17 protein-coding genes are annotated in these 19,285 nt (G+C 57.3%); 6 read left to right on the top strand and 11 right to left on the bottom strand.

Annotated features, from left to right (window positions below; genetic code table 11):
* Nucleotides 1–359: FAD-binding protein (locus tag NH344_RS05685; RefSeq protein ID WP_253027624.1), on the top strand; the 359-nt coding region annotated here is incomplete at its 5' end.
* 255 nt (nucleotides 360–614) lie between these two features.
* Entirely contained in the window at nucleotides 615–1,574 is a 960-nt protein-coding gene (locus tag NH344_RS05680; protein ID WP_253027623.1) for a nitronate monooxygenase family protein, read from the top strand.
* Here the strand turns inward: NH344_RS05680 and NH344_RS05675 are convergent.
* The 8 genes from NH344_RS05675 to sulP form a co-directional block, all read right to left on the bottom strand.
* On the bottom strand, nucleotides 1,556–2,335 hold the full coding sequence (locus tag NH344_RS05675; protein ID WP_253027622.1) for an enoyl-CoA hydratase/isomerase family protein: 780 nt from the start codon (nucleotides 2,333–2,335) through the stop codon (nucleotides 1,556–1,558). The two genes, NH344_RS05680 and NH344_RS05675, sit on opposite strands and share 19 nt — an antisense overlap.
* A 10-nt stretch (nucleotides 2,336–2,345) precedes the next feature.
* Nucleotides 2,346–3,464, bottom strand: coding sequence for an acyl-CoA dehydrogenase (locus NH344_RS05670; protein WP_253027621.1), 1,119 nt, complete (start codon nucleotides 3,462–3,464; stop codon nucleotides 2,346–2,348).
* Nucleotides 3,465–3,474: 10 nt separating this feature from the next.
* Nucleotides 3,475–4,668 carry an acyl-CoA dehydrogenase family protein gene (locus NH344_RS05665; protein WP_253027620.1) on the bottom strand — a complete coding sequence of 398 codons (1,194 nt, stop codon included), beginning with the start codon at nucleotides 4,666–4,668 and terminating at the stop codon, nucleotides 3,475–3,477.
* A complete protein-coding gene (locus NH344_RS05660; RefSeq protein WP_089674490.1) occupies nucleotides 4,665–6,101 on the bottom strand; it encodes an enoyl-CoA hydratase/isomerase family protein in 1,437 nt (478 codons plus the stop codon). The genes NH344_RS05665 and NH344_RS05660 overlap by 4 nt, the downstream gene beginning before the upstream one ends.
* A gap of 185 nt (nucleotides 6,102–6,286) precedes the next feature.
* Nucleotides 6,287–7,432 carry a TAXI family TRAP transporter solute-binding subunit gene (locus NH344_RS05655; protein ID WP_253027619.1) on the bottom strand — a complete coding sequence of 382 codons (1,146 nt, stop codon included), beginning with the start codon at nucleotides 7,430–7,432 and terminating at the stop codon, nucleotides 6,287–6,289.
* 20 nt (nucleotides 7,433–7,452) lie between these two features.
* Nucleotides 7,453–9,459, bottom strand: a complete 2,007-nt coding sequence (locus NH344_RS05650) for a TRAP transporter fused permease subunit (RefSeq protein WP_044629162.1) — start codon at nucleotides 9,457–9,459, stop codon at nucleotides 7,453–7,455.
* A gap of 49 nt (nucleotides 9,460–9,508) precedes the next feature.
* A complete protein-coding gene (locus NH344_RS05645; protein ID WP_253027618.1) occupies nucleotides 9,509–10,669 on the bottom strand; it encodes a TAXI family TRAP transporter solute-binding subunit in 1,161 nt (386 codons plus the stop codon).
* A gap of 235 nt (nucleotides 10,670–10,904) precedes the next feature.
* Nucleotides 10,905–12,608, bottom strand: a complete 1,704-nt coding sequence (sulP, locus tag NH344_RS05640) for a sulfate permease (RefSeq protein WP_074210556.1) — start codon at nucleotides 12,606–12,608, stop codon at nucleotides 10,905–10,907.
* A gap of 434 nt (nucleotides 12,609–13,042) precedes the next feature.
* Between sulP and NH344_RS05635 the strand changes: the two genes are divergently transcribed.
* A complete protein-coding gene (locus tag NH344_RS05635) occupies nucleotides 13,043–13,330 on the top strand; it encodes a hypothetical protein (RefSeq protein ID WP_232059449.1) in 288 nt (95 codons plus the stop codon).
* Between the two features lie 22 nt (nucleotides 13,331–13,352).
* The gene (locus NH344_RS05630; RefSeq protein WP_253027617.1) at nucleotides 13,353–14,024 is read left to right on the top strand and encodes a hypothetical protein; all 672 of its coding nucleotides are present in this window, start codon (nucleotides 13,353–13,355) and stop codon (nucleotides 14,022–14,024) included.
* On the opposite strand, the gene rarD is transcribed toward NH344_RS05630, so the two are convergent.
* The gene (gene rarD / locus NH344_RS05625; protein WP_054645079.1) at nucleotides 13,998–14,903 is read right to left on the bottom strand and encodes an EamA family transporter RarD; all 906 of its coding nucleotides are present in this window, start codon (nucleotides 14,901–14,903) and stop codon (nucleotides 13,998–14,000) included. The genes NH344_RS05630 and rarD overlap by 27 nt on opposite strands.
* A 72-nt stretch (nucleotides 14,904–14,975) precedes the next feature.
* Here rarD and NH344_RS05620 point away from each other — a divergent pair, with 72 nt between their 5' ends.
* On the top strand, nucleotides 14,976–15,791 hold the full coding sequence (locus NH344_RS05620) for an amidohydrolase (protein ID WP_044629157.1): 816 nt from the start codon (nucleotides 14,976–14,978) through the stop codon (nucleotides 15,789–15,791).
* Nucleotides 15,791–16,495 carry a pseudouridine synthase gene (locus NH344_RS05615; protein WP_058577908.1) on the top strand — a complete coding sequence of 235 codons (705 nt, stop codon included), beginning with the start codon at nucleotides 15,791–15,793 and terminating at the stop codon, nucleotides 16,493–16,495. The genes NH344_RS05620 and NH344_RS05615 overlap by 1 nt, the downstream gene beginning before the upstream one ends.
* Nucleotides 16,496–16,610: 115 nt before the next feature.
* Here the strand turns inward: NH344_RS05615 and NH344_RS05610 are convergent, their stop codons facing one another.
* Nucleotides 16,611–18,203, bottom strand: a complete 1,593-nt coding sequence (locus NH344_RS05610; protein ID WP_228219103.1) for a dipeptide ABC transporter ATP-binding protein — start codon at nucleotides 18,201–18,203, stop codon at nucleotides 16,611–16,613.
* Nucleotides 18,196–19,284, bottom strand: a complete 1,089-nt coding sequence (locus NH344_RS05605) for an ABC transporter permease (RefSeq protein ID WP_228219104.1) — start codon at nucleotides 19,282–19,284, stop codon at nucleotides 18,196–18,198. Before NH344_RS05605 ends, NH344_RS05610 begins: the two co-directional genes overlap by 8 nt.
* Nucleotide 19,285: the final 1 nt, after the last annotated feature.

The raw sequence follows: 19,285 nt of genomic DNA, 5'->3' as shown, positions 1-19,285 counted from the left end.
TCGGCGGTGCCAAGGTCGTCATCTCCGGTGGCCGTGGCATGGGTAACGGCGAGAACTTCAAGCTGCTGGACGGCATTGCCGACAAGCTGGGCGCGGCCATTGGCGCTTCGCGTGCGGCGGTCGATGCCGGCTTCGTACCCAACGACATGCAGGTGGGCCAGACTGGTAAGATCGTCGCGCCTGAGCTGTACATTGCGGTGGGTGTTTCAGGTGCGATTCAGCACTTGGCGGGCATGAAAGACTCCAAGGTGATCGTCGCCATCAACAAAGATGACGAAGCGCCGATCTTCCAGGTGGCCGACTATGGCCTAGTGGGGGATCTGTTCGAGATCCTGCCGGAGCTGGAAAGCAAGCTGTAAAAGCTTCTTGCATACACGTCTTGGTCGGAATAACCCGTAGCGGGGGGCTTTCGCCATGGCCGGAAATAGTTCCCGACATTTCCGGCATTTCCGTCGTCCATGGCGGTCAGATGGCGAAAGTAGCGCCCATGGATGGGTTCACAGCGCCCCCGCGTAGGGTTGTTCCGACCATGCCACTGCAGTGTGACATCTTATTGAAAGGCCCTGTGGGGCCTTTTGCAGTATTGCTTCAAAATAATAACTAGCGAGTTTTCCATGGTAACCCAACTGACCTCCTCGATGACGCTGCCGGTTATCGGCTCTCCCATGTTTATCGTTTCTGGCCCTGAGCTGGTGATTGCCCAGTGCCAGACGGGCATCATTGGCGCGTTTCCGGCGCTGAACGCCAGGCCTGCGGAAGTGCTTCGGGAGTGGCTGCAGCAGATTACCGATACCTTAGATGACTATAACGCGCAGAACCCGCAGCAGCCCGCCGCGCCGTTTGCGGTGAACCAGATCGTGCACCCCACTAATGACCGCCTGGAGCATGATGTGGCGCTATGCGCTGAGTTCAAGGTGCCACTGATCATCACGAGCCTGCATGCGCCCAATCGGGTGGTCGAGCAAGTGCACGCTTATGGCGGCCTGGTATTTCACGACGTGACAACGCTGAGGCACGCTAAAAAAGCCATCGATGCTGGGGTGGATGGGCTAATTTTGGTCTGCCATGGGGCAGGCGGCCATGCGGGGCGGCTCAACCCCTTCGCCTTTGTAGCGGAGGTCAGGCAGTTTTACGATGGCCCGCTGGTGCTGGCAGGGGCGATAACCAAAGGCGAGCAGATCGCTGCCGCTCAGGCGCTGGGCGTGGACATGGTGTATATGGGCACGCGCTTTATTGCCACCCAGGAGGCCAATGCTCAGCCAGCGTACAAGCAGATGGTACTGGAAGCCGCTGCGGGGGATATCGTCTATACCAACCTATTTACTGGCGTGCACGGAAACTACCTGCGCCAAAGTATTGAGCTGGCCGGGTTAGACCCAGAGGCACTGCCTGAGGGTGACAAAAGCGCCATGCGCTACGGGTCAGGCGGCAGCAGTAAGGCAAAAGCGTGGCGGGATATTTGGGGTGCAGGGCAAGGGGTGGGGGGTATTACCACACTGAACAGTGTGGCCGATGAAGTTGCCACGCTGCGCGACGATTACCAACAAGCGCTGAATCAATTGCGACGGCGCTGACGAAAAGCAGCCACGCGAGCATGAAAATCCTCGGTGGCTTTACACTCATCCTGCAGTGCGCCTTCAAGCGTTAGCGTGTCGTCAAGCGACAGGTTCGCCGCCTGCCGCATGGCCCGTTTCGTTGCCCCCAGCGCTTGAGGTGATTGAGCCACCAGGGCCTGTGCCAGCGCTCGTGCTTCCGTTAACACCTGATCATCTTCCACTGCCCGGTTGGCTAGGCCCAGTGCCACGCAGCGCTCGGCATCTATTGGGGTGGCCAGTGCCGCCATTTCAAAGGCTTGGGCGTGGCCAAGCTTGCGCACCAAGTGCCAGCAAGCGCCGCCGTCGGGAATCAAGCCAATATTGATAAAGGCCAGCTTTAGGTAAGCCGAGCGGCCCATCACCACCATATCGCTGGCTAGCACGTAGGACACGCCAATCCCCGCGGCAGCGCCGCTCACGGCGGCGATTACGGGCTTTTCCATCGTCATCATGCTGCGCAGCGCAGGCAGAAAAAGCGTTGCAAGCCGCTCGCTGGCAGGCTGGGTGGAGGCCTTTTCGAATTCTGCTAAATCGGCACCGGCGCAGAAGGCGCTACCTTCACCGCTCAGGATCACGCAGTGCACCTCCGGGTCAGCCGCCACGGTGGCTAATGCGTCATTGAGCGCCAGGGCCGTGGGCTCGTTGAGGGCATTGCGCACCGCAGGGCGCGCAATAGTCACTTCGGCGATACCGCCCTCGGTAGTCACAAGGCGTACTAACGGATTTTCTTCACTGTGCATGAGCTGCTCCTTAGGCGGCGTCGAGCTGTTCGCTCACCGTCTCAAGGTGATAGTCGCTGTCGCCCAGGTAGTGATCAAACATCACCAGATGTTTGGCGTAGTGGGCCACGTAGCACTCTTCGGTCATACCCATGCCGCCATGAAGCTGAATGGCCTGTTCCGCAATAAAGCGCGCGGACTCGCCGCAGTAAGCCTTGGCCGCGGCGATTTTATAGTCCCGCTCATCAGCAGGCAGCGAGAGGCTGGTGGCGGCGAGAATCGCCATGGAGCGCGACTGTTCTAGGTGAAGGTGCATATCCACCATGCGGTGCTGCAGTGACTGGAACGTGGCCAGCGGCAGGCCAAACTGCTTGCGCTCTTTTAAATAGGCGAGGGTTTGGTCGCAGGCGGTTTCCATTGCGCCGATGGCTTCGGCGCAAAGTGCGGCGCGACCCAGGGCCAGCACCTCTGCCAATGCGTCACCTGCGTCTTCGCTTAGGCAGTTCTCTAGCGGCAGAGTCACGCTGTTCAACGTTAGGTCACCGGCGGGCTGGTCATCCATCGTGCGATAGGTCTGCAAGGTGACGCCTTGCGTATTGGCAGGGACGATAAACACGCCTAGCTTGCCGGTAGGAAGTTGGGCGGTCACCAGCGTGACGGCGGCATTGCCCAGGTTCATCACTACATCTTTGCGGCCATTAAGCTGCCACTGGCCATCGTGTTGGCTCGCTTGGGTCGAAATGTCGAACGCGTCATAGCGGGCGGTGTGTTCTTGCCAAGCCAAGGCGAGCTGGAGTTCACCTTCTAACAGCGGGGCCAGCCAGCGCTCCTGCTGTGCAGGGTTAGCGCATAGCGCAAGCAGCTGCCCGGGCATGACTAACCCAAACAGGTACGCTTCTGGCACTAAGCCGCGCCCCAACGCTTGCATAATAATCATTACATCGGTGCCGTCGCCGCCTAGCCCGCCGACGTCTTCGCTAAACGGCATATGCAGCAGGCCCAGCTCGGCAAACGTGCGCCATAGCGGGCTGGCCCCTTGGGCAGGCGCTTCCAGCATAGCGCGGCGCTGCTCGGGCGATACCTGGTCTGCCACCAAACGGGTGAGTGTCTCTTCGAGCATGCGCTGCTCGTCGGTGAGTGCAAAATCCATGGTGACCCCCTTACATACCTAAAATGGTTTTAGCGACGATGCTTTTTTGAATCTCGTTGGCACCGCCATAAATCGACAGCTTGCGACGATTAAAATACTGGGCGCTGGCGGCAGCACCTTGGGCGTATTCGTCATCTAGCGACGCATCACCATGGAGAAACTCGGGGAAGAACGGCAGGGCAGCAGGCCCAAGCGCACGGCGGGTAAGCTCGCTGATCTCTTGGCGCAGTTCAGAGCCGCGTACTTTTAGCAGCGAGCTTTCTGCACCCGGCACGCCGCCATCTCGCGCTGCGGCAATCACGCGCAAGTTGGTCACTTCCAGCGCCATCAGCTCAAGCTCGGCTTTGACCACACGCTGGCGAAAGCTGGGGAGCGATAAAAGCGGCTTGCCGCGATGCTGCATACGGGAGGCGAGGGACTTCAAGTGGCGCAGTGCCTGCTTGGCGTGGCCAAGCCCGGCAATGCCGGTACGCTCGTGGGTGAGCAAGAATTTGGCGCAGGTCCAGCCTTGGCCCTCTTCACCCACGCGGTTTTCTACCGGCACGCGCACATTATCGAGAAACACTTCGTTGACTTCATGAGCGCCGTCGAGGGTAATAATCGGCCGTACGGTAATGCCGGGGGTCTGCATATCGATCAGCAAAAAGCTGATACCCGCCTGTTTTTTCGCGTGAGGGGCGGTGCGCACCAAACAGAACATCATGTTGGCGTGCTGGCCTAGGGTGGTCCAGGTTTTCTGCCCGTTGACGATGTAGTGGTCGCCATCGAGCACGGCGCGGGTAGATAAGCCCGCCAAATCCGAGCCAGCACCCGGCTCGGAGTAGCCCTGGCACCACCAGTCCTGGTTATTAAGAATCCGCGGCAGGTAGTGCTGTTGCTGCTCCACACTGCCAAATTTCATGATCACTGGCGCGACCATATTGACGCCAAAGGGCACCACCGTAGGGGCGTGGGCGGCGGCACACTCTTCATCGAAGATATGTCGCTGCACCGGGCCCCAGCCTGGACCGCCGTGCTCAACAGGCCAGTTGGCGGCAAGCCACCCTTGTTCGCTGAGAATATTCTGCCAGCGGATGTGGTCATCGGCGCGCAGATGCCGCCCAAGGCGCACGCGCTCACGGATGTCGCTCGGCAGTGCATCGGCTAAAAATCGGCGGACTTCCTCGCGGAATGCCTGCTCTTCGGGGCTAAACGTCAGGTTCATGAGTGTGCATCCTTGGAAGGCGTCGATAAAGTGGATTGCAGAGTGGCATGGCGATGCGGCCCGCCTAAATGGCGTGGGTAGCCCAGCGCTTCCACTGCCAGCAGATCAATATCGCTCTCGCGGTAGCAGGCGCCTTGCTGCACTAGCGTCAGGCTCGCCTGCTCCATGGCTGACTGGGCGTTGTGGTCGGGCGCTTGCTTTGCGGCGTTATAAAGCGTGCTCAGTAAGCTAGGCGACTTGCTCACCACCACGTTGGCCCGCAGCGCTTTGAGTGTTAAAGCCACCCGCTGCTGGTCGGTCGCGCTGGCACTGTGGTTGACCAGCTCATGGAATGGGCCGCGCTCGGTAAGTACTAGGCTTAGGAGTGTGTCTGAGGCGCTGTCGGTGAGTGGCTGCAGTGCTACGGTGACCGCTTGAGAAGGGCAGGCGCTTGCGTCTTCGCCAGGGGCGAGCAGGCACAGCTCAGTGCTATCGTTTGGGGTATCGGTTAGCACTATGTTGGCGCGCTGGGCAGCGCTTTGAAACGTCTCAAAGAGCGGGTGTTTACCGATAAGGGCGATCTGCGCAAAGGGCTCAGCATTGTCTACGCCAGGGACGACATGGGGATTTCTAGCGGCAAAAAACAGGTGAATCAGCCCTGCGCGCTGCGGGGAATCCATACAGGCAAGAAACAGCTCACGCTCGCGGCGCAAACCCTCTTCCAGAGATGTGGCTTTGGTGCAGGCGTCAACGGCTTCCACAATGCGAAACGGAGAGAACAGTGCCGGTGCGCTGGTTTCAAGCTGTTCGCGCATGGCGATAATGGCCTGTGAGTTGGCCTCTGGGGCGGGTAACTGACCGGTGATGCGCGCCTGCTGTTGTCCCGCTAATACCTCTTTTGCCGCTGCCAAACCCGCTTCCAGCGGTGTTTGGGCATCGCTGATGGCATCGATAATGCCGATATCCTGCGCTTCAGCGGCGTCTACAAAGCGCCCGCTGGTGATGATGTCTAGGGATCTTTCCACACCTACCAAGCGGGGCAGCCGTTGGGTACCGCCTGCGCCGGGCAGTAAGCCAAGCTTCACTTCTGGTAAGCCTACGCGTGTGCCTGCCAGCGCAACACGATAGTGGCAACCCAGCGCAACTTCCAAGCCGCCGCCTAGCGCAGTGCCGTGTAGCGATGCGATAAGCGGTTTAGGGCAGGCTTCTAGCTGGGTAATGACATCCGGTAGCAGCGGTGCTTGGGGCGGCTTACCAAATTCACGTATATCGGCCCCGGCGATAAAGGTGCGCCCCTCTGCTATCACCACCAGTGCTTGGGCCTGCTGGTCGGCCAACCCCTCTTCAAGGGCGCTGAGCAAACCGCTACGCACCGCTTGGCTCAATGCGTTGACGGGCGGGTTAGCGATACTAATGACGCCGACCTCGCCATGTCGCTGGTAGTGAACACTCATAGTGGCTCCCGTATTTCGCTATATGAAATTTAAAGTTGTTATTCGGAATGAGGTGATCATGGCGAAAGACGCCGTTGGAGTCAATAATGCAAAACAGCGTTCTGCATTGCGGAACGTAGTTGGCTAAACAAAAGGCCGCGCAGAGGCGGCCTTAGGTAATGATTTCCGTCGTGATTGAAGCAACATCAAAAAACGGGGTTTAACCCAGCTTCTTGTAAGGCAGCCCGCCGGGTTTCCATCCAGCCGTCGATAAACGCCGCTTCGTCTTCGGGCGCATCGGCTTGATAGGCTTCCCAGGTGTCCATTAGCAGCTGTTGCCGCTCCACCAAAGCGTTCTGGTGGGCGTCCATTTCATCGGTCCATACACCGCTTTCTTGGTAGTACGCCACCACGGCATCGTGGAAAGGCACCACCCAGGTCATGTTTTGATTCTCAAGGGCATAGCCGCTAGCCCCTGGGGCGTTATCTTTATAGTCGTCGAAGGACTCCACTAGCGTGGTGATCAAGCCGGTGACGGTTTCTGGCGCTAAATCGGCGTTGCTCACCATGATCGGATAGGGGTAGCTGGCGCTGGCAAGCGGGTGGTCAGCGTTAATACCTGCGCCTGAAGTGACGTCGTGGGGTTGGAAGTAGGGGGCCACCTCCAGCATCTGTGCCCAACCTGCGGCGTCTTCAGTGGGCAGTTCTGGCCACTGTAAGCCACGAGGGCTAGCCGCTAACCGCTGCGCCGCCGGTGTCACGGTGGTGGTAATAGCGGCATCGGCACGGCCGCTGATAATGCCGTCGAAGGCGGCGTTGTAGCCGGGGAAGTCAACGCGCTCGACGTCATCCCAGGTCAAACCCGCGAAAGCTAGGTAGGCTTCAGCAGCTTTGTTCAGCGCGTCGTCGCCGCGCAGGTAGGCTAGACGTTTACCTTCCAGATCGGCGATGGAATCCATCTCTACGTCGCCTGCCACGGCCATACCTAACCCAAAGCTGGCCATGGAGGTAGAAATCACCCGAATGGGCTGCGGGCCCCAGTCCGGCCCGGCGAACATCATCACGCCTTCAGAGCCGTAGTAGCTGGCAATGCCGCAGGCGCACAGATCCACGCGTCCCGTTTTCAGCGGCGTCATGCGCATGGTGTCGTTTTCACCCGGAATAACCCGGGACTGAGTGCCGTGCTCCTCCTGTAGTAGCTGGCTGATGGCCATAATCTGCGCATGGCCACTGGTGCCGGTGCCATAAGCGGTCCAATTCAGCGTGCTAGGCATGGCGCTGGCACTGCCAGCCGTCAGCAGGCCCGCCGTTAAACTACCGAGTACGAGGGTGAGGGTTGTTTTTGTGCTCATAAGGCTCCTCGAGAGTGTCATTAAGCGTTTGCAGTGAGCGAACGCTGGTGATGGCGCTGGCTAAGGCGGGCAAGCACCACGGCGGGTAGCAGCGCCACGGCGGCTAAACCAATCAAATCCCACTGGCTTAGCGGTACCATGCCGCCGCCCGGTAGGGCGAGCAGTAGCCCCGCGATCAGTACCAGCGCACGAATCACGATTTCCTGCAGCGCGCCGTAACCCAAACGACCCACGCCCATCAGGTAGCCTTGCATCGCGGAGGCAAACAGGATGATGCCGATGACCGCTTGGATAAACACGGCAATGACCATCCATGGTTCGCCCTGCATGATCAGCGCGGGATTCAGTACGAACAGGAAGGGTATAAAGTAAATCACGCTGCCTAGACGCATGGCCTGCAGGCCGGTTTCCATAGGACGGGCACCGGCCACGGTGGCGGCGGCAAAGGCACCCAGTGCCACGGGCGGCGTGATAAAGCTGAGCATGCCCCAGTAGAGGATGAACATGTGCACCGCCATGGGGTCTAGACCGCCGCCTTGAATCAGCGCAGGGGCGAGCGCCACCGCCAGGAAGATATAGGCCGCGGTAACGGTCATGCCAATGCCCAACACAAAGCTGGTGACCGCGCCCATAATTAGCAGCAATGGCACGCTGCCGCCGGCGATATTGATAAAGTCGTTGGCAATGGTGCCCGATAGGCCGGTCATAGAGAGCGCGCCAACTAGCATACCCACGCCCGCCAGAATGGCGATAAGTTCGGCAAATAACTTGGCCGCCGACGAGAGCGTCTCGGTGACATCCTTCCAACCCCAGCGATTCTGCTTAGAGAGCTGGTTGAGCACTAACAGCAGGGCGGTCGCATAGAATGGGGCAACCGCTTCGCGTTGCATGATCAGCAGCATCCACACCAGCAGGCCGAAGACGAAGATAAAGTACCAGCCCTCTTTCAGCGTTTGCTTAATCGACGGCAGCTCGATGGCGGGCAGGCCTTTGATGTCATTGCGCGCGGCATAGGCATCAATTTGAATGAACAGACCAAGGAAATAGAGAATCGAGGGGATGACCGCTGCCAGCGCCACTGCTGAGTAGGGAATATCCAGGAACATGGCCATCACGAAGGCGGTGGCGCCCATCACTGGGGGCATCAATACGCCACCGGTTGAGGCGCAGGCTTCCACACCGCCCGCAAACGAGCGGCTCATGCCAATGCGGCGCATGGCCGGAATCGAGAGTACCCCGGTGGTCAGCACGTTACTGATCACGCTGCCGCTCATGGAGCCCATCAGTCCGCTGGAAAAAATCGACACCTTAGCCGGGCCGCCGCGTACATGGCCTAAAAGCGCAAAGGCTAAATTAATGAAGAATTTGCCGCCGCCGCTTTTCTGCAGCACCACGCCAAACACCAGAAAGCCAATCACCAGGCCTGCAAACGCCTGTAGCGGAACCCCCATGATGCTTTCGGTGCTCATGGTGTGGTACATCGCCGTTTCAGGCAGGCTAGAGGGGAATGCCTGGATGGGGCCAGGAACGATATCGGCTACTAAGGGGTAAAGCGAGAACACCCCGGCAATGATGGCAATCGGCAAACCGCCGGCTCGGCGGGCGGCTTCGATAATCAATAACCAGTAGGCATAGCTGAAATAAATGGCGATATCCGGAGCTGCAAACGCCCAGCCGCGCTCCAGAATGGGAACAGCGTTATACACAAAGTAGCCGCCCACAATTAGCGTGACAGCGCTAAGCAGGTAGTCATACCAGGGAATCGATTGCTCCTGCTGGCTGCTGCGCATGGGCCATAGCAGAAACACGAGCGGCAGAAGCAGTGCCACCACTGCATAGTAAAACTGAGTTTCCAGCCCGGTCACGAACGTGAGCAAGCCCCAGTTAAACAGGTAGTCCAGCGTCATCATCATCAGTAATACGGTGACGGTGGCAGGCACCCAACGAAGCGCCAGAGGCAGCTCGCGGATTTGGCTGATCTTTTCTTTAACCTGCGGCGTGCTGGCAGGTGCGGTATCGGTGGTCATAGGGCGTTCCATCAATCAGCAGGGGCGGCGAGCGCCGCCCCGTGGCGAGTTACTCGAAGATCGGCTCGAACCCAGCATCGGTGAGCGCCGTAGCGCGGGCGGCCATCCAGTCAGTAGTAAACGTATCGGCATCGCTGGGTGCGTCTTGCATAAACTGCTCCCAGGCCTGCATTAATACGTTTTGACGCTCAACGAGTTGGTCTTGGTGGGCCTGCATCTCATCGGTCCACACGTCGATCTCTTTGTAGTACTCCACCACTGCGTCGTGGAATGGGATTACCCACTGTAAATCCTGGTACTCCAGCGCGTAGCCCACTGCACCCGGCGCGTTATCTTTGTAGCCGTCGTAGTTTTCCTGCATCGCTTTGATTAAACCGTAAGCGACATTGTCTTCAAGGTCTTGATTCGCCACCACAATGGGGTAGGGATAGCTGGCGCTGGGTACCGGGTTGTCGGCGCTAATGCCGCCTGCACCGGCGGTGACTTCATGGGGGCGGAAGTAGGGTGCCACCGCCGCCATGCGTTCCCAGCCAGCTTCATCGTTAGGGTCAAGCACCGGCCAGCTAACGCCCCGTGGGCTGCTCGCGAGCTGCTGAGCGGGCGGTGTAACGGTGGTAGTGAACGAGGCGTCCACATCGCCAGCAATAATGCCGTCGAAAGAGCGGGCATAGCCGGGGTAGTCAACGCGTTCAACGTCATCCCAGGTTAGGCCGCCGAAGGCAAGGTACGCCTCAGTGCCTTTGTTCAGGGCATCATCACCGCGAATATAAGCAATGCGTTTGCCTGCTAAATCGGCGGGGGGTTCAACGTCCAAATCACCCGCCACAGCCAGCGACAGACCAAACGACGCGGTAGAGGTGGTAATCACGCGCAGCGGCTGCGGACCCCAATCGCGGTCGGCAAACATCATGACCCCTTCAGCGCCGTAGTAGCTGGCGATACCGCAAGCGCACAGGTCAACGCGACCCTGTTTAAGGGGCGTCATACGGGAAACATCGTTATCACCAGGCAGAATGCGCACAGAAGAGTCGTACTTATTCTGCAGCATATTGCCAATCGCAACGGCTTGGGCGTAACCGCTAGAGTTGGTGCCGTAGGCCGTCCAGGCCATAGTGCCAGGGAGTTCTACCTCGCTGGCATGGCTGATTGATGCACTCAATAAAGAAAGGGGAAGTGCGGCGATGAGTAGGCGGTGAGCAAACGGACGCATTGAGATGCTCCTTTATTGTGGTTGCTTCTATTGTGATTGTTGCTTTTGGGCTCGTTACGTTCAGTTACTTTATGTTTTGCTATGCGGTATTTGGTTTTGCTAAGTGGTCGAGTGATAGTAGGTAAGGCCAGAGAGGCTGTCAACGCTGTTCTCATAGGCGACTAAAAATAGTCCTTAGCACAACGTAAAAAGCCAGGCGGTTGCCTGGCTTTTCAATAAGTTATGATTCTTAAAGCTAAGAAAATTCGCGCCATGCCGCGTATGTGCTTAAAAATACCCGCCCGGTTAAAGCATCCAAAAAGTCGCTTTTCTTTAGCTGATCCATCACCGGCCCTTTCACTTCCGAGAGATGCAGTTTGACGTCGGAGTCTTTTAAGCGAGCATTAATGGCATCCAGGCTCTCTAGGGCAGATGCATCAATGAGGTTGACCGCAGAGCAAATCAGCACGACATGCTCAAGCTCTGGGCGGCTGGCCACTAAGTTGTAGATGGTGTCTTCGAGATAACGGGCATTGGCGAAGTAGAGGCTCTCATCGATGCGCAGTAGGGCTGCGTTGCTTACCGTCTCCACATCGTGCCGCTCTACATTACGAAAGTGCTCGGTATCCGGCACTCGGCCCACTAATGCGCTGTGAGGGCGGCTGGTGCGGTATAAAAAGAGCGCAATGGAGAGCGTCACCCCGCCAATAATACCCGCTTCAATGCCTTCCACCAGCGTTAATAGAATCGTGACCGCCATGGCGGCAAAGTCGCTGCGCGAATAGCGCCAGGTTTGGCGCAGCATGGGGATATCCACCAGCGTTAAAATAGACACTGTGATGGTGGCCGCTAGAGTGGCAATGGGCAGATAGTAGAGCCAGCCGGTAAATGCCATGGTCACAAGTGCAATGCCGAGCGCGGCAAAGGCCCCAGCAGCAGGCGTTTGTGCGCCCGCATCGTAGTTGATGACGGTGCGAGATAAGCCGCCGGTGACAGGCATGCCACTGGTAAACCCTGCCGCTAAGTTGGCGGCCCCTAAGCCAATCAGCTCCTGGTTGGGGGAGATACGCTGGCGCCGTTTTGCTGCCAGCATTTGCCCCATAGAAACCGACTCGACAAACCCCACTAGGCTAATCAACATGGCGGGTATTAATAGTGCTCGCCATAACGACGCATCCCCCCAGGGAAAGCTAAGTGCGGGCAGACCGCTGGGAATAGTGCCGACCACGGCTACCCCATGCTCGTAAGCCAACTGCCAGTGCCACGCCGCCAACGTAGTGACCACCACGGCAAAAACGGGCCCGGCTTTGGCCATTAAATCAGCGAGTGTTGCGGGAAGGCCTACCTTTATCAAGCTTTGTTTTCCATAGCGGCGCATTAACACCAGAAACAGCAGCGTTCCACCGCCAATGGCAACTGTATAAGGGTTAAACGTAGGCAGGTTAGGCAGTAGCGTCATCAGGCGCTCTACCAGAGTGAAACCGCTGCTTGAAACGCCCAACAGGCTGCCTAACTGGCTAACGGCAATCAAAATTCCCGAAGCGGTCAAAAAGCCCGAAATAACCGGGTGGCTTAAAAAATTGCTGAAAAAGCCCATCTTTAGCGCGCCCATGGCCACCAAAATGGTACCTGAGAGCAGCGAGAGCACCAGCGCAGCCTGCAGGTACTCGGGGGTACCAGGCGCGGCCACCGAGGATAGCGCGGCCCCAGTCATCAGCGCGATGATGGCGACTGGCCCTACCGCCAGAGTGCGGCTGGTGCCAAGAAAGGTATACAGCAGTTGCGGCAGAATACTCGCATAGAGGCCTACCACGGCTGGCAATCCCGCAAGCAGGGCATAAGCTAGCGATTGAGGTATGACCATAACGGTCACAATCAAGCCCGCTAGAAGGTCGGCTCCAAGCAAACGCTTATGGTAGTGGGGCAGCCAGGTAAAAATAGGCAAATAGCGCTTAAACATAAGCTCCTATGGCTTAGACCGAGTGTGCATAAGGGCAGCATTGAAAATAAAGGCAATAGTTTAGCGCGTTATAACGATAATTACGGCATTTGCCGTTTCCTTGCCAGCAATACAGATCGCTCTTCCCCCAAAGTGCTACTTCTTTCATTAGCATAACCCGTTAAGATTACTGAGAAAGAGGGGTCTCCTACATCCCAGCGTTTTCCAACTCAACAACGTCAACTAAAAAAGAGTGCCTCACATGCGACTACTTCGTTGGCTGGTGCCATTGCTACTACTGATAGCCTCTATCGGGCTGGTGTCTCAACCAGGTGCTTGGAAATACCTCGCTGTGTTGTGCGCTTCATTGGGTGGTATGGGGGTGATGGCTGTCGGGTTATATAGTGTTTATAGCGCTGATCAGCACCGATTGATTTGCTGTGGTCGCAGGAGAAGTGCGTAACCTCGCTTTGAAAACCTCCACTGCGACGCAAAGTGTCGATGCACTGGTCAAAGACATGCACCAAAGTGGGCAAAGCGTGGTGGCTACTATGGGAGACTTAATGACCCGCGTTCGCGAGCGCTCTCAGGGCATGCAGCGGGTGGGCAGCAGCCTAGCTACAATTACCGAAGAGTTTGATCAAGTTCAGCAGGAGATAACCAGCGTTGCTGACGCTATGAACAGCAAGCACCAAAGAGCACAGCCAAACCGTTGCCGACAGCCTGCGCCAATTGGAAGATGATGTCGATGAAGGCAATCGTAATATGCATGAACTGGCGCTACAGGCGCGCGCACTGATGGATGCCGCAGAGGGTTTAGATGGCGAGCTAGCTCAGCAGCGCTTAATGGGTCGGCACCAAACGGTTTTCCTTGCCGCCCGCCAAACCGCTGACCGCATCGGTAAACTGTTTGAGAAAGCCATTGCCCGAGGGGAGCTATCAGAAAGAGCGCTGTTCCAACCAGATTATGCGGCCATTAACGGCACTCGCCCCCCGCTTTACCATACCGGGTTCGATTCTTTCACGGATCAGCAGTTGCCCAGCCTTCAGGAGCCGTTACTCAACGAATATGGCTTGAGCTACGCCATTGCTTGTGACCGTAACGGCTACGTGCCTACCCACAATGCTGCTGTAAGCCGCGCGCCAACCGGCGATTATGACCACGATCTAAAGTACTGCCGCAGTAAGCGTATTTTTGATGATCCCACCGGTAGCCGTTGCGGTGCACACGAGAAACCGCTGCTACTGCAAACCTACAAGCGTGATACTGGCGAGATCATGCACGACCTCTCAGTGCCGATTTATATTAATGGCAAGCACTGGGGCGGTTTCCGTGTTGGCTACCCGCCGGAAAAAAACACCGCAACCAGTGTGGCTCATAAAGAGCAGCCAGCGTTACCGACTGCTTCGTCAAACCGCCGCTTGACGCGGGCGTGATTGCCATGAGGACCAGGAGTAGAGCGCAAGACCGGTCCAGATCATCAAGAACGTAGCGAGTTGGATCATGCCCAGGGGCTCACCGAAAATCGTCAAGGCAATTAGGAACTGAATGCTGGGGTTGATATACATTAAGAACCCCAGCGTGGCCAAGCGTAAGCGACGCGCCGCGCCTGCAAAGGCCATCAACGGCAGGGCAGTTAAGACTCCGCTCACGACTAACAGCGCGGACATGGGCGCATCGTGGAGGAAATGTGACTCGCCCTGCCAGCTCATCCAGGTAAGCGCCATTAGCGCCAGCGGGAATAGCAGCAGCGTTTCCACGAAGAGACCTGACAGTCCATCCAGTGGCACTTGCTTACGAAACAGCCCATAGCTGCCGAAGCTAAGAGCAAGCAGCAAGCTAAGCCACGGTAATTCACCCAGCATGATAAATTGAATCGCAATGGCAAGGCTGGCGAGGCCCAGCGCCACAAGCTGTAGCTTCGCCATGACTTCCCGAAGTACTAGCATGCCCAGTGCTACATTCACCAACGGGGTGAGAAAGTAGCCTAAACTGGCTTGCAGCACCTGTTTGCTCTCCACCGCATAGATATAGATGCCCCAGTTAAAGGCGATCAGCAGCGCGCAGGCTAACACTCGGCCCAAGCGCTTAGGCTGCACCAATGCAGCCACGACCGGTGACCAGCGGCCCAACACGCTAATCAGCCCCACCAGGAATAGGCACGACCACAAAATGCGGTGAATCAAGATCTCAAAGGCCGGAACCCCGTCAAAGAGGGCAAAAAACAGCGGGAAACACCCCCACATGGTGTAGGCGGTTAAGCCAAACATGACGCCTTTGACCGCTTCAGGGTCCCGAGGAGCTGATGGAAGCATAGCAGCCTCATTAAGTAAAAATGCTAATCTAGCACACAATTGATAAAGACACCGATGCAAAGGAGACGTGGCATGAGTCAATTAAAAACTAGCCTGGTGCAGTGCGACTTACGCTGGGAAGATCCCCAAGCCAACCACACGCATTTAGAAGCACTGCTGGGTGATTTAGATAGTCGCGACACTGACCTGATTGTACTGCCAGAGATGTTTGCCACCGGTTTCACGATGAATTCCCGGGAAATGGCGCAGCCCATGAAAGAGAGCCAAAGCGTTGCCTGGCTGCAAACCCAGGCGAAGGCAAGGGGCTGCGTGGTGACCGGCAGCGTCGCCATTGTTGACGACGGCCAGTACTACAACCGTATGGTGTGGGCAACGCCAACGGGAGAAGTGAGCTACTACGACAAACGCCACCTGTTTCGCATGGCCGGGGAGCATGAACGCTATGGCATGGGGAAGCAGCGCCACATCGTAGAACTCAACGGTTTTAAGCTGCAGCTCAGTGTGTGTTACGACCTGCGTTTCCCAGTGTGGATGCGCCAGCAGCCAGCAGAGGGCGAGCATTTCGAGTATGATGCCATCCTGTGCGTGGCTAATTGGCCCGCTCCTCGGCGGCATCCGTGGCGTACCTTGCTACAGGCGCGCGCGGTGGAAAACCTCGCCTACGTGGTGGGTGTTAACCGCGTGGGTGAAGATGCCAAGGGGCTGGCCTATAGTGGCGACTCCATGCTGGTCGATTTTAAAGGCGAACCGCTGATCGACCATCCTGCCCATACTCCGTTTATTGAAACGGGGACGCTAGATAAAACGGACCTAGATGCCTTTCGTGAAAAATTTCCTGCCTGGCAAGATGCCGACCGCTTTTCGTTGCTGCCAGGAGTGGGGCAATAATGCGCCTTGATCGTTTTTTAAGTGAGACCACACCACTAACCCGCAGCCTCGCAAAACGGGCGCTCAAAAACGGTGAAGTGACGCTCAACGGCGAGCCGATCAAGCAGGCGGCCACCCAGGTAGATACTGAAAATGACGAAGTGAAGCTCAACGGCGAACGGCTCGCCCTAGTGGGGCTTCGCTACGTGATGATGCATAAACCGGTGGATGTGGAGTGTACCGCTCGCCGGGGTCTCTACCCGCGGGTAATCGACATTATCGACTTACCTAAAGTGGAGCGGCTGCAGCCAGTAGGGCGGCTAGATGTGGATACCACGGGCCTACTGTTACTGACCGATGATGGCCAATGGTCGCACCGAGTGACCTCGCCACGCCACCGCTGTGCCAAAGTTTATATAGCGGAGTTGGCTGAGCCGATGGAAGGCGAGGCCGCCCAGCAGGCGATAGGACAGGTGGCTGAGGGTATCTTACTGGAAGGTGAGGAAACGCCTACCCAGCCCGCCATGCTGCGTTTTATCACCCCGCAACAAGCGGAACTCACCATTACCGAAGGGCGCTACCATCAGGTGAAGCGCATGTTTGCCGCTTTAGGCAACCACGTTAACGCGCTACATCGCCGCTCGATTGGTGATGTATTGTTGCCCGATGACCTTGCTCCTGGCGAATGGCGGGAGCTTACCCCGGAAGAGATCGCCAGCTTTTAAGCGACCTTTTCCGTTGAGATACCGCAATGGACTAGATGTCCATTGCGGTATCTTGTTTCGACTAAAAACAGCAGAACATCCGGAAAATTGCTTAAACAAAAAGTTAACCAGGCACTTAGTGCAAGTGCGCAGCTTCGATGAGTGCTTTGGTATAGGCGTGTTGAGGGGCAGCAAGTACGTCCAAGCAGTTGCCTTGTTCGACCACTTCGCCATCTTTTAGCACCATGACCCGATGGGCCATCGCCCGTACCACGGCAAGGTCGTGGCTGATAAACAGATAGCTAAGCTGGCGGCGGGCTTGCAGTTCGCGCAGCAGCACAACCAGCTGCTTTTGCACGGTGCGGTCAAGCGCTGACGTGGGTTCATCTAGCACCAGCAGTTCCGGCTCTAAAATAATCGCTCGGGCTACGGCAATGCGTTGGCGCTGTCCGCCGGAAAACTCGTGAGGGTAGCGGGCCGCACAGCTTTCCGGTAAGCCGACTTCCCACAAGGTGCGGTGTACCCGTTCGGCCACTTCCGCATCGCTAAGCTTTGGATAGTGAAAGCGCAAGCCTTCACTGACAATATCGAATACCGGCATCCGCGGTGAAAGGGCGCCGTAGGGGTCTTGAAACACCATCTGCAGCCGGTGGCGTTGGCGGCGGAGCGCATCCCCCGAGAGCTGGCTGAGCGGTGTATCGCCAAGCTGCACCTCACCCTGGCTGGCGACCAAACGCATAATCGCCGAGGCGAGTGTCGTTTTACCGGACCCCGACTCTCCAACAATGCCCAGGGTTTCACCGGGGGCAATAGTCAGGTTGGTGGCCTTTAACGCCTCAAAGGCGGGAGGCTGGCGCTGAAACAGCCCCGTTTTAGGCCGCTTAAAGCTTACCCGCAGTTGCTGTGTTGTCAGCAGAGGCGTTGTGTTTGCGGGTTCTGCAGGGCGGCCTTCGGGTTCGGCGGCAATCAGTGCTTTGGTGTAATCGCTTTGTGGGTTGCTAAACACCTCGGTAACGCTGCCGGTTTCCTGCACCTTGCCCTGATACATCACGCAGACGCGGTCGGCGTGGCGGCGTACCAGGTTTAAGTCATGACTAATCAGCAGTACGCCCATGCCGTGCTGGTCGCGCAGTTCTTTAAGCAGCGCGAGAATCTCCTGCTGCACGGTGACATCGAGTGCGGTGGTGGGTTCATCGGCAATCAGTAGCGCAGGGTTGTTGGCAATCGCCATGGCAATCATCACCCGCTGGCGCTGCCCGCCAGAGAGCTGATGAGGCCAAGCATCCAGCAACTCGTCAGGGCGAGGCAGTTTGACTTGCTCAAGCAGCGTTTTTGCTTTGCTGCGAGCGGCTGAACCGCTCAGCCCTTGGTGTAGCCGCAGCGTTTCGCTAATCTGTTTGCCAATGCGGTGCAGCGGGTTAAGCGAGGTCATCGGCTCCTGAAAAATGAACCCAACACGATTGCCACGAATGCCGTTCCAGTCGCGCTTGTTTAGCCGCGTCAGGTCGGTCTCTTCCAGCCAGCGCTGACCGCGCACTTCCGCATTGCTTGGCAGTAGGTCGATGGCCCCTAGTGCGGAAACCGACTTACCCGAGCCGGACTCCCCGACAATGGCCAGTGTTTCGCCAGCGTTAACCGTTAGCGAAAGAGCGTCCACGACCACATTGCCATCAAAAGATACCGTTAACTCTTTAAGACGCAGTAACGGTTTGGTAGTGGGTTCAGACATGGGGCGTTTCCTGAGCAGAATTTTCCTGGATAGAAGTAGGACGCTGTTTAACATGGCGTGGGTCGAAGGCGTCGCGTAGGCCTTCGCCAATAAATACCAGCAGGGAAAGCATGATCGCCAGGGTCATAAAGGCGGTGATCCCTAACCAAGGGGCGTGCAGGTTATTTTTGCCCTGGGCGGCTAGCTCACCCAGCGATGGAGCGCCCGGTGGCAACCCAAAGCCGAGGAAGTCCAGTGCGGTTAACGTGCCGATGGCACCAGTGAACAGAAAGGGAATAAACGTCAGCGTGGCGACCATGGCATTAGGCAGTACGTGCCGCCACATAATCAGCCGTGAAGGAAGCCCCATGGCTTTGGCGGCGCGAACGTACTCTAGGTTGCGGGCCCGCAAAAACTCGGCACGAACAATATCCACAAGCCCCAGCCAGGAGAAAAGCAGCATGATACCCAGCAGCCACCAGAAGCCAGGCTGTACAAAACTGGCCAAAATAATCAATAAAAACAGTACCGGCAGCCCCGACCAAATTTCAGTAACTCGCTGGCCAATGAGATCCACCTTGCCGCCGAAGTAGCCCTGTACCCCGCCAGCAAAAACGCCAATCACCAATGACCCAGCGGTGAGCACTAGCGCAAATGCTACGGATAGCCTGAACCCATAAATCACCCGCGCCAGTACGTCGCGGCCCTGGTCGTCGGTGCCCAGCCAGTGGCGGCTATCCGGCGGCGCAGGCGAGGGTTGCGTCATCTGCATATCCAGGGTTTGATAGGAGAACGGAATGATCGGCCAGAGCGCCCAGCCGTGGTCGCTGATCTGCTGCTGGATAAACGGGTCCAGGTAATCGGCACGGGTAGGGAGGAAACCTCCGAACTCGGTTTCTGGATAATCCACCAGCAGCGGCACGTACCACTGGCCGTCATACTGCATCACAATAGGTTTGTCGTTGGCGACCAGCTCGGCAAACAGGCTAATGATAAACAGGATGCCAAAGAGCCACAGCGAGATACGTGCACGGCGGTTAGCTTTAAACGCTGCCAGTCGGCGCAAGGTAATAGGCGAGAGGCGTGAGGTAAGAACGTGCATA

The sequence above is a fragment of the Halomonas sp. Ps84H-12 genome, from assembly GCF_024124725.1.
Lineage (GTDB): Bacteria > Pseudomonadota > Gammaproteobacteria > Pseudomonadales > Halomonadaceae > Vreelandella > Vreelandella aquamarina.
This window is presented reverse-complemented; position numbering and strand designations above follow the sequence as displayed.

Coding starts and splice junctions, on each gene's coding strand:
- NH344_RS05680 (WP_253027623.1), top strand. CDS start 615: ATGGTAACCCAACTGACCTCCTCGATGACGCTGCCGGTTATCGGCTCT.
- NH344_RS05675 (WP_253027622.1), bottom strand. CDS start 2,335: ATGCACAGTGAAGAAAATCCGTTAGTACGCCTTGTGACTACCGAGGGC.
- NH344_RS05670 (WP_253027621.1), bottom strand. CDS start 3,464: ATGGATTTTGCACTCACCGACGAGCAGCGCATGCTCGAAGAGACACTC.
- NH344_RS05665 (WP_253027620.1), bottom strand. CDS start 4,668: ATGAACCTGACGTTTAGCCCCGAAGAGCAGGCATTCCGCGAGGAAGTC.
- NH344_RS05660 (WP_089674490.1), bottom strand. CDS start 6,101: ATGAGTGTTCACTACCAGCGACATGGCGAGGTCGGCGTCATTAGTATC.
- NH344_RS05655 (WP_253027619.1), bottom strand. CDS start 7,432: ATGAGCACAAAAACAACCCTCACCCTCGTACTCGGTAGTTTAACGGCG.
- NH344_RS05650 (WP_044629162.1), bottom strand. CDS start 9,459: ATGACCACCGATACCGCACCTGCCAGCACGCCGCAGGTTAAAGAAAAG.
- NH344_RS05645 (WP_253027618.1), bottom strand. CDS start 10,669: ATGCGTCCGTTTGCTCACCGCCTACTCATCGCCGCACTTCCCCTTTCT.
- sulP (WP_074210556.1), bottom strand. CDS start 12,608: ATGTTTAAGCGCTATTTGCCTATTTTTACCTGGCTGCCCCACTACCAT.
- NH344_RS05630 (WP_253027617.1), top strand. CDS start 13,353: ATGCATGAACTGGCGCTACAGGCGCGCGCACTGATGGATGCCGCAGAG.
- rarD (WP_054645079.1), bottom strand. CDS start 14,903: ATGCTTCCATCAGCTCCTCGGGACCCTGAAGCGGTCAAAGGCGTCATG.
- NH344_RS05620 (WP_044629157.1), top strand. CDS start 14,976: ATGAGTCAATTAAAAACTAGCCTGGTGCAGTGCGACTTACGCTGGGAA.
- NH344_RS05615 (WP_058577908.1), top strand. CDS start 15,791: ATGCGCCTTGATCGTTTTTTAAGTGAGACCACACCACTAACCCGCAGC.
- NH344_RS05610 (WP_228219103.1), bottom strand. CDS start 18,203: ATGTCTGAACCCACTACCAAACCGTTACTGCGTCTTAAAGAGTTAACG.
- NH344_RS05605 (WP_228219104.1), bottom strand. CDS start 19,284: ATGCACGTTCTTACCTCACGCCTCTCGCCTATTACCTTGCGCCGACTG.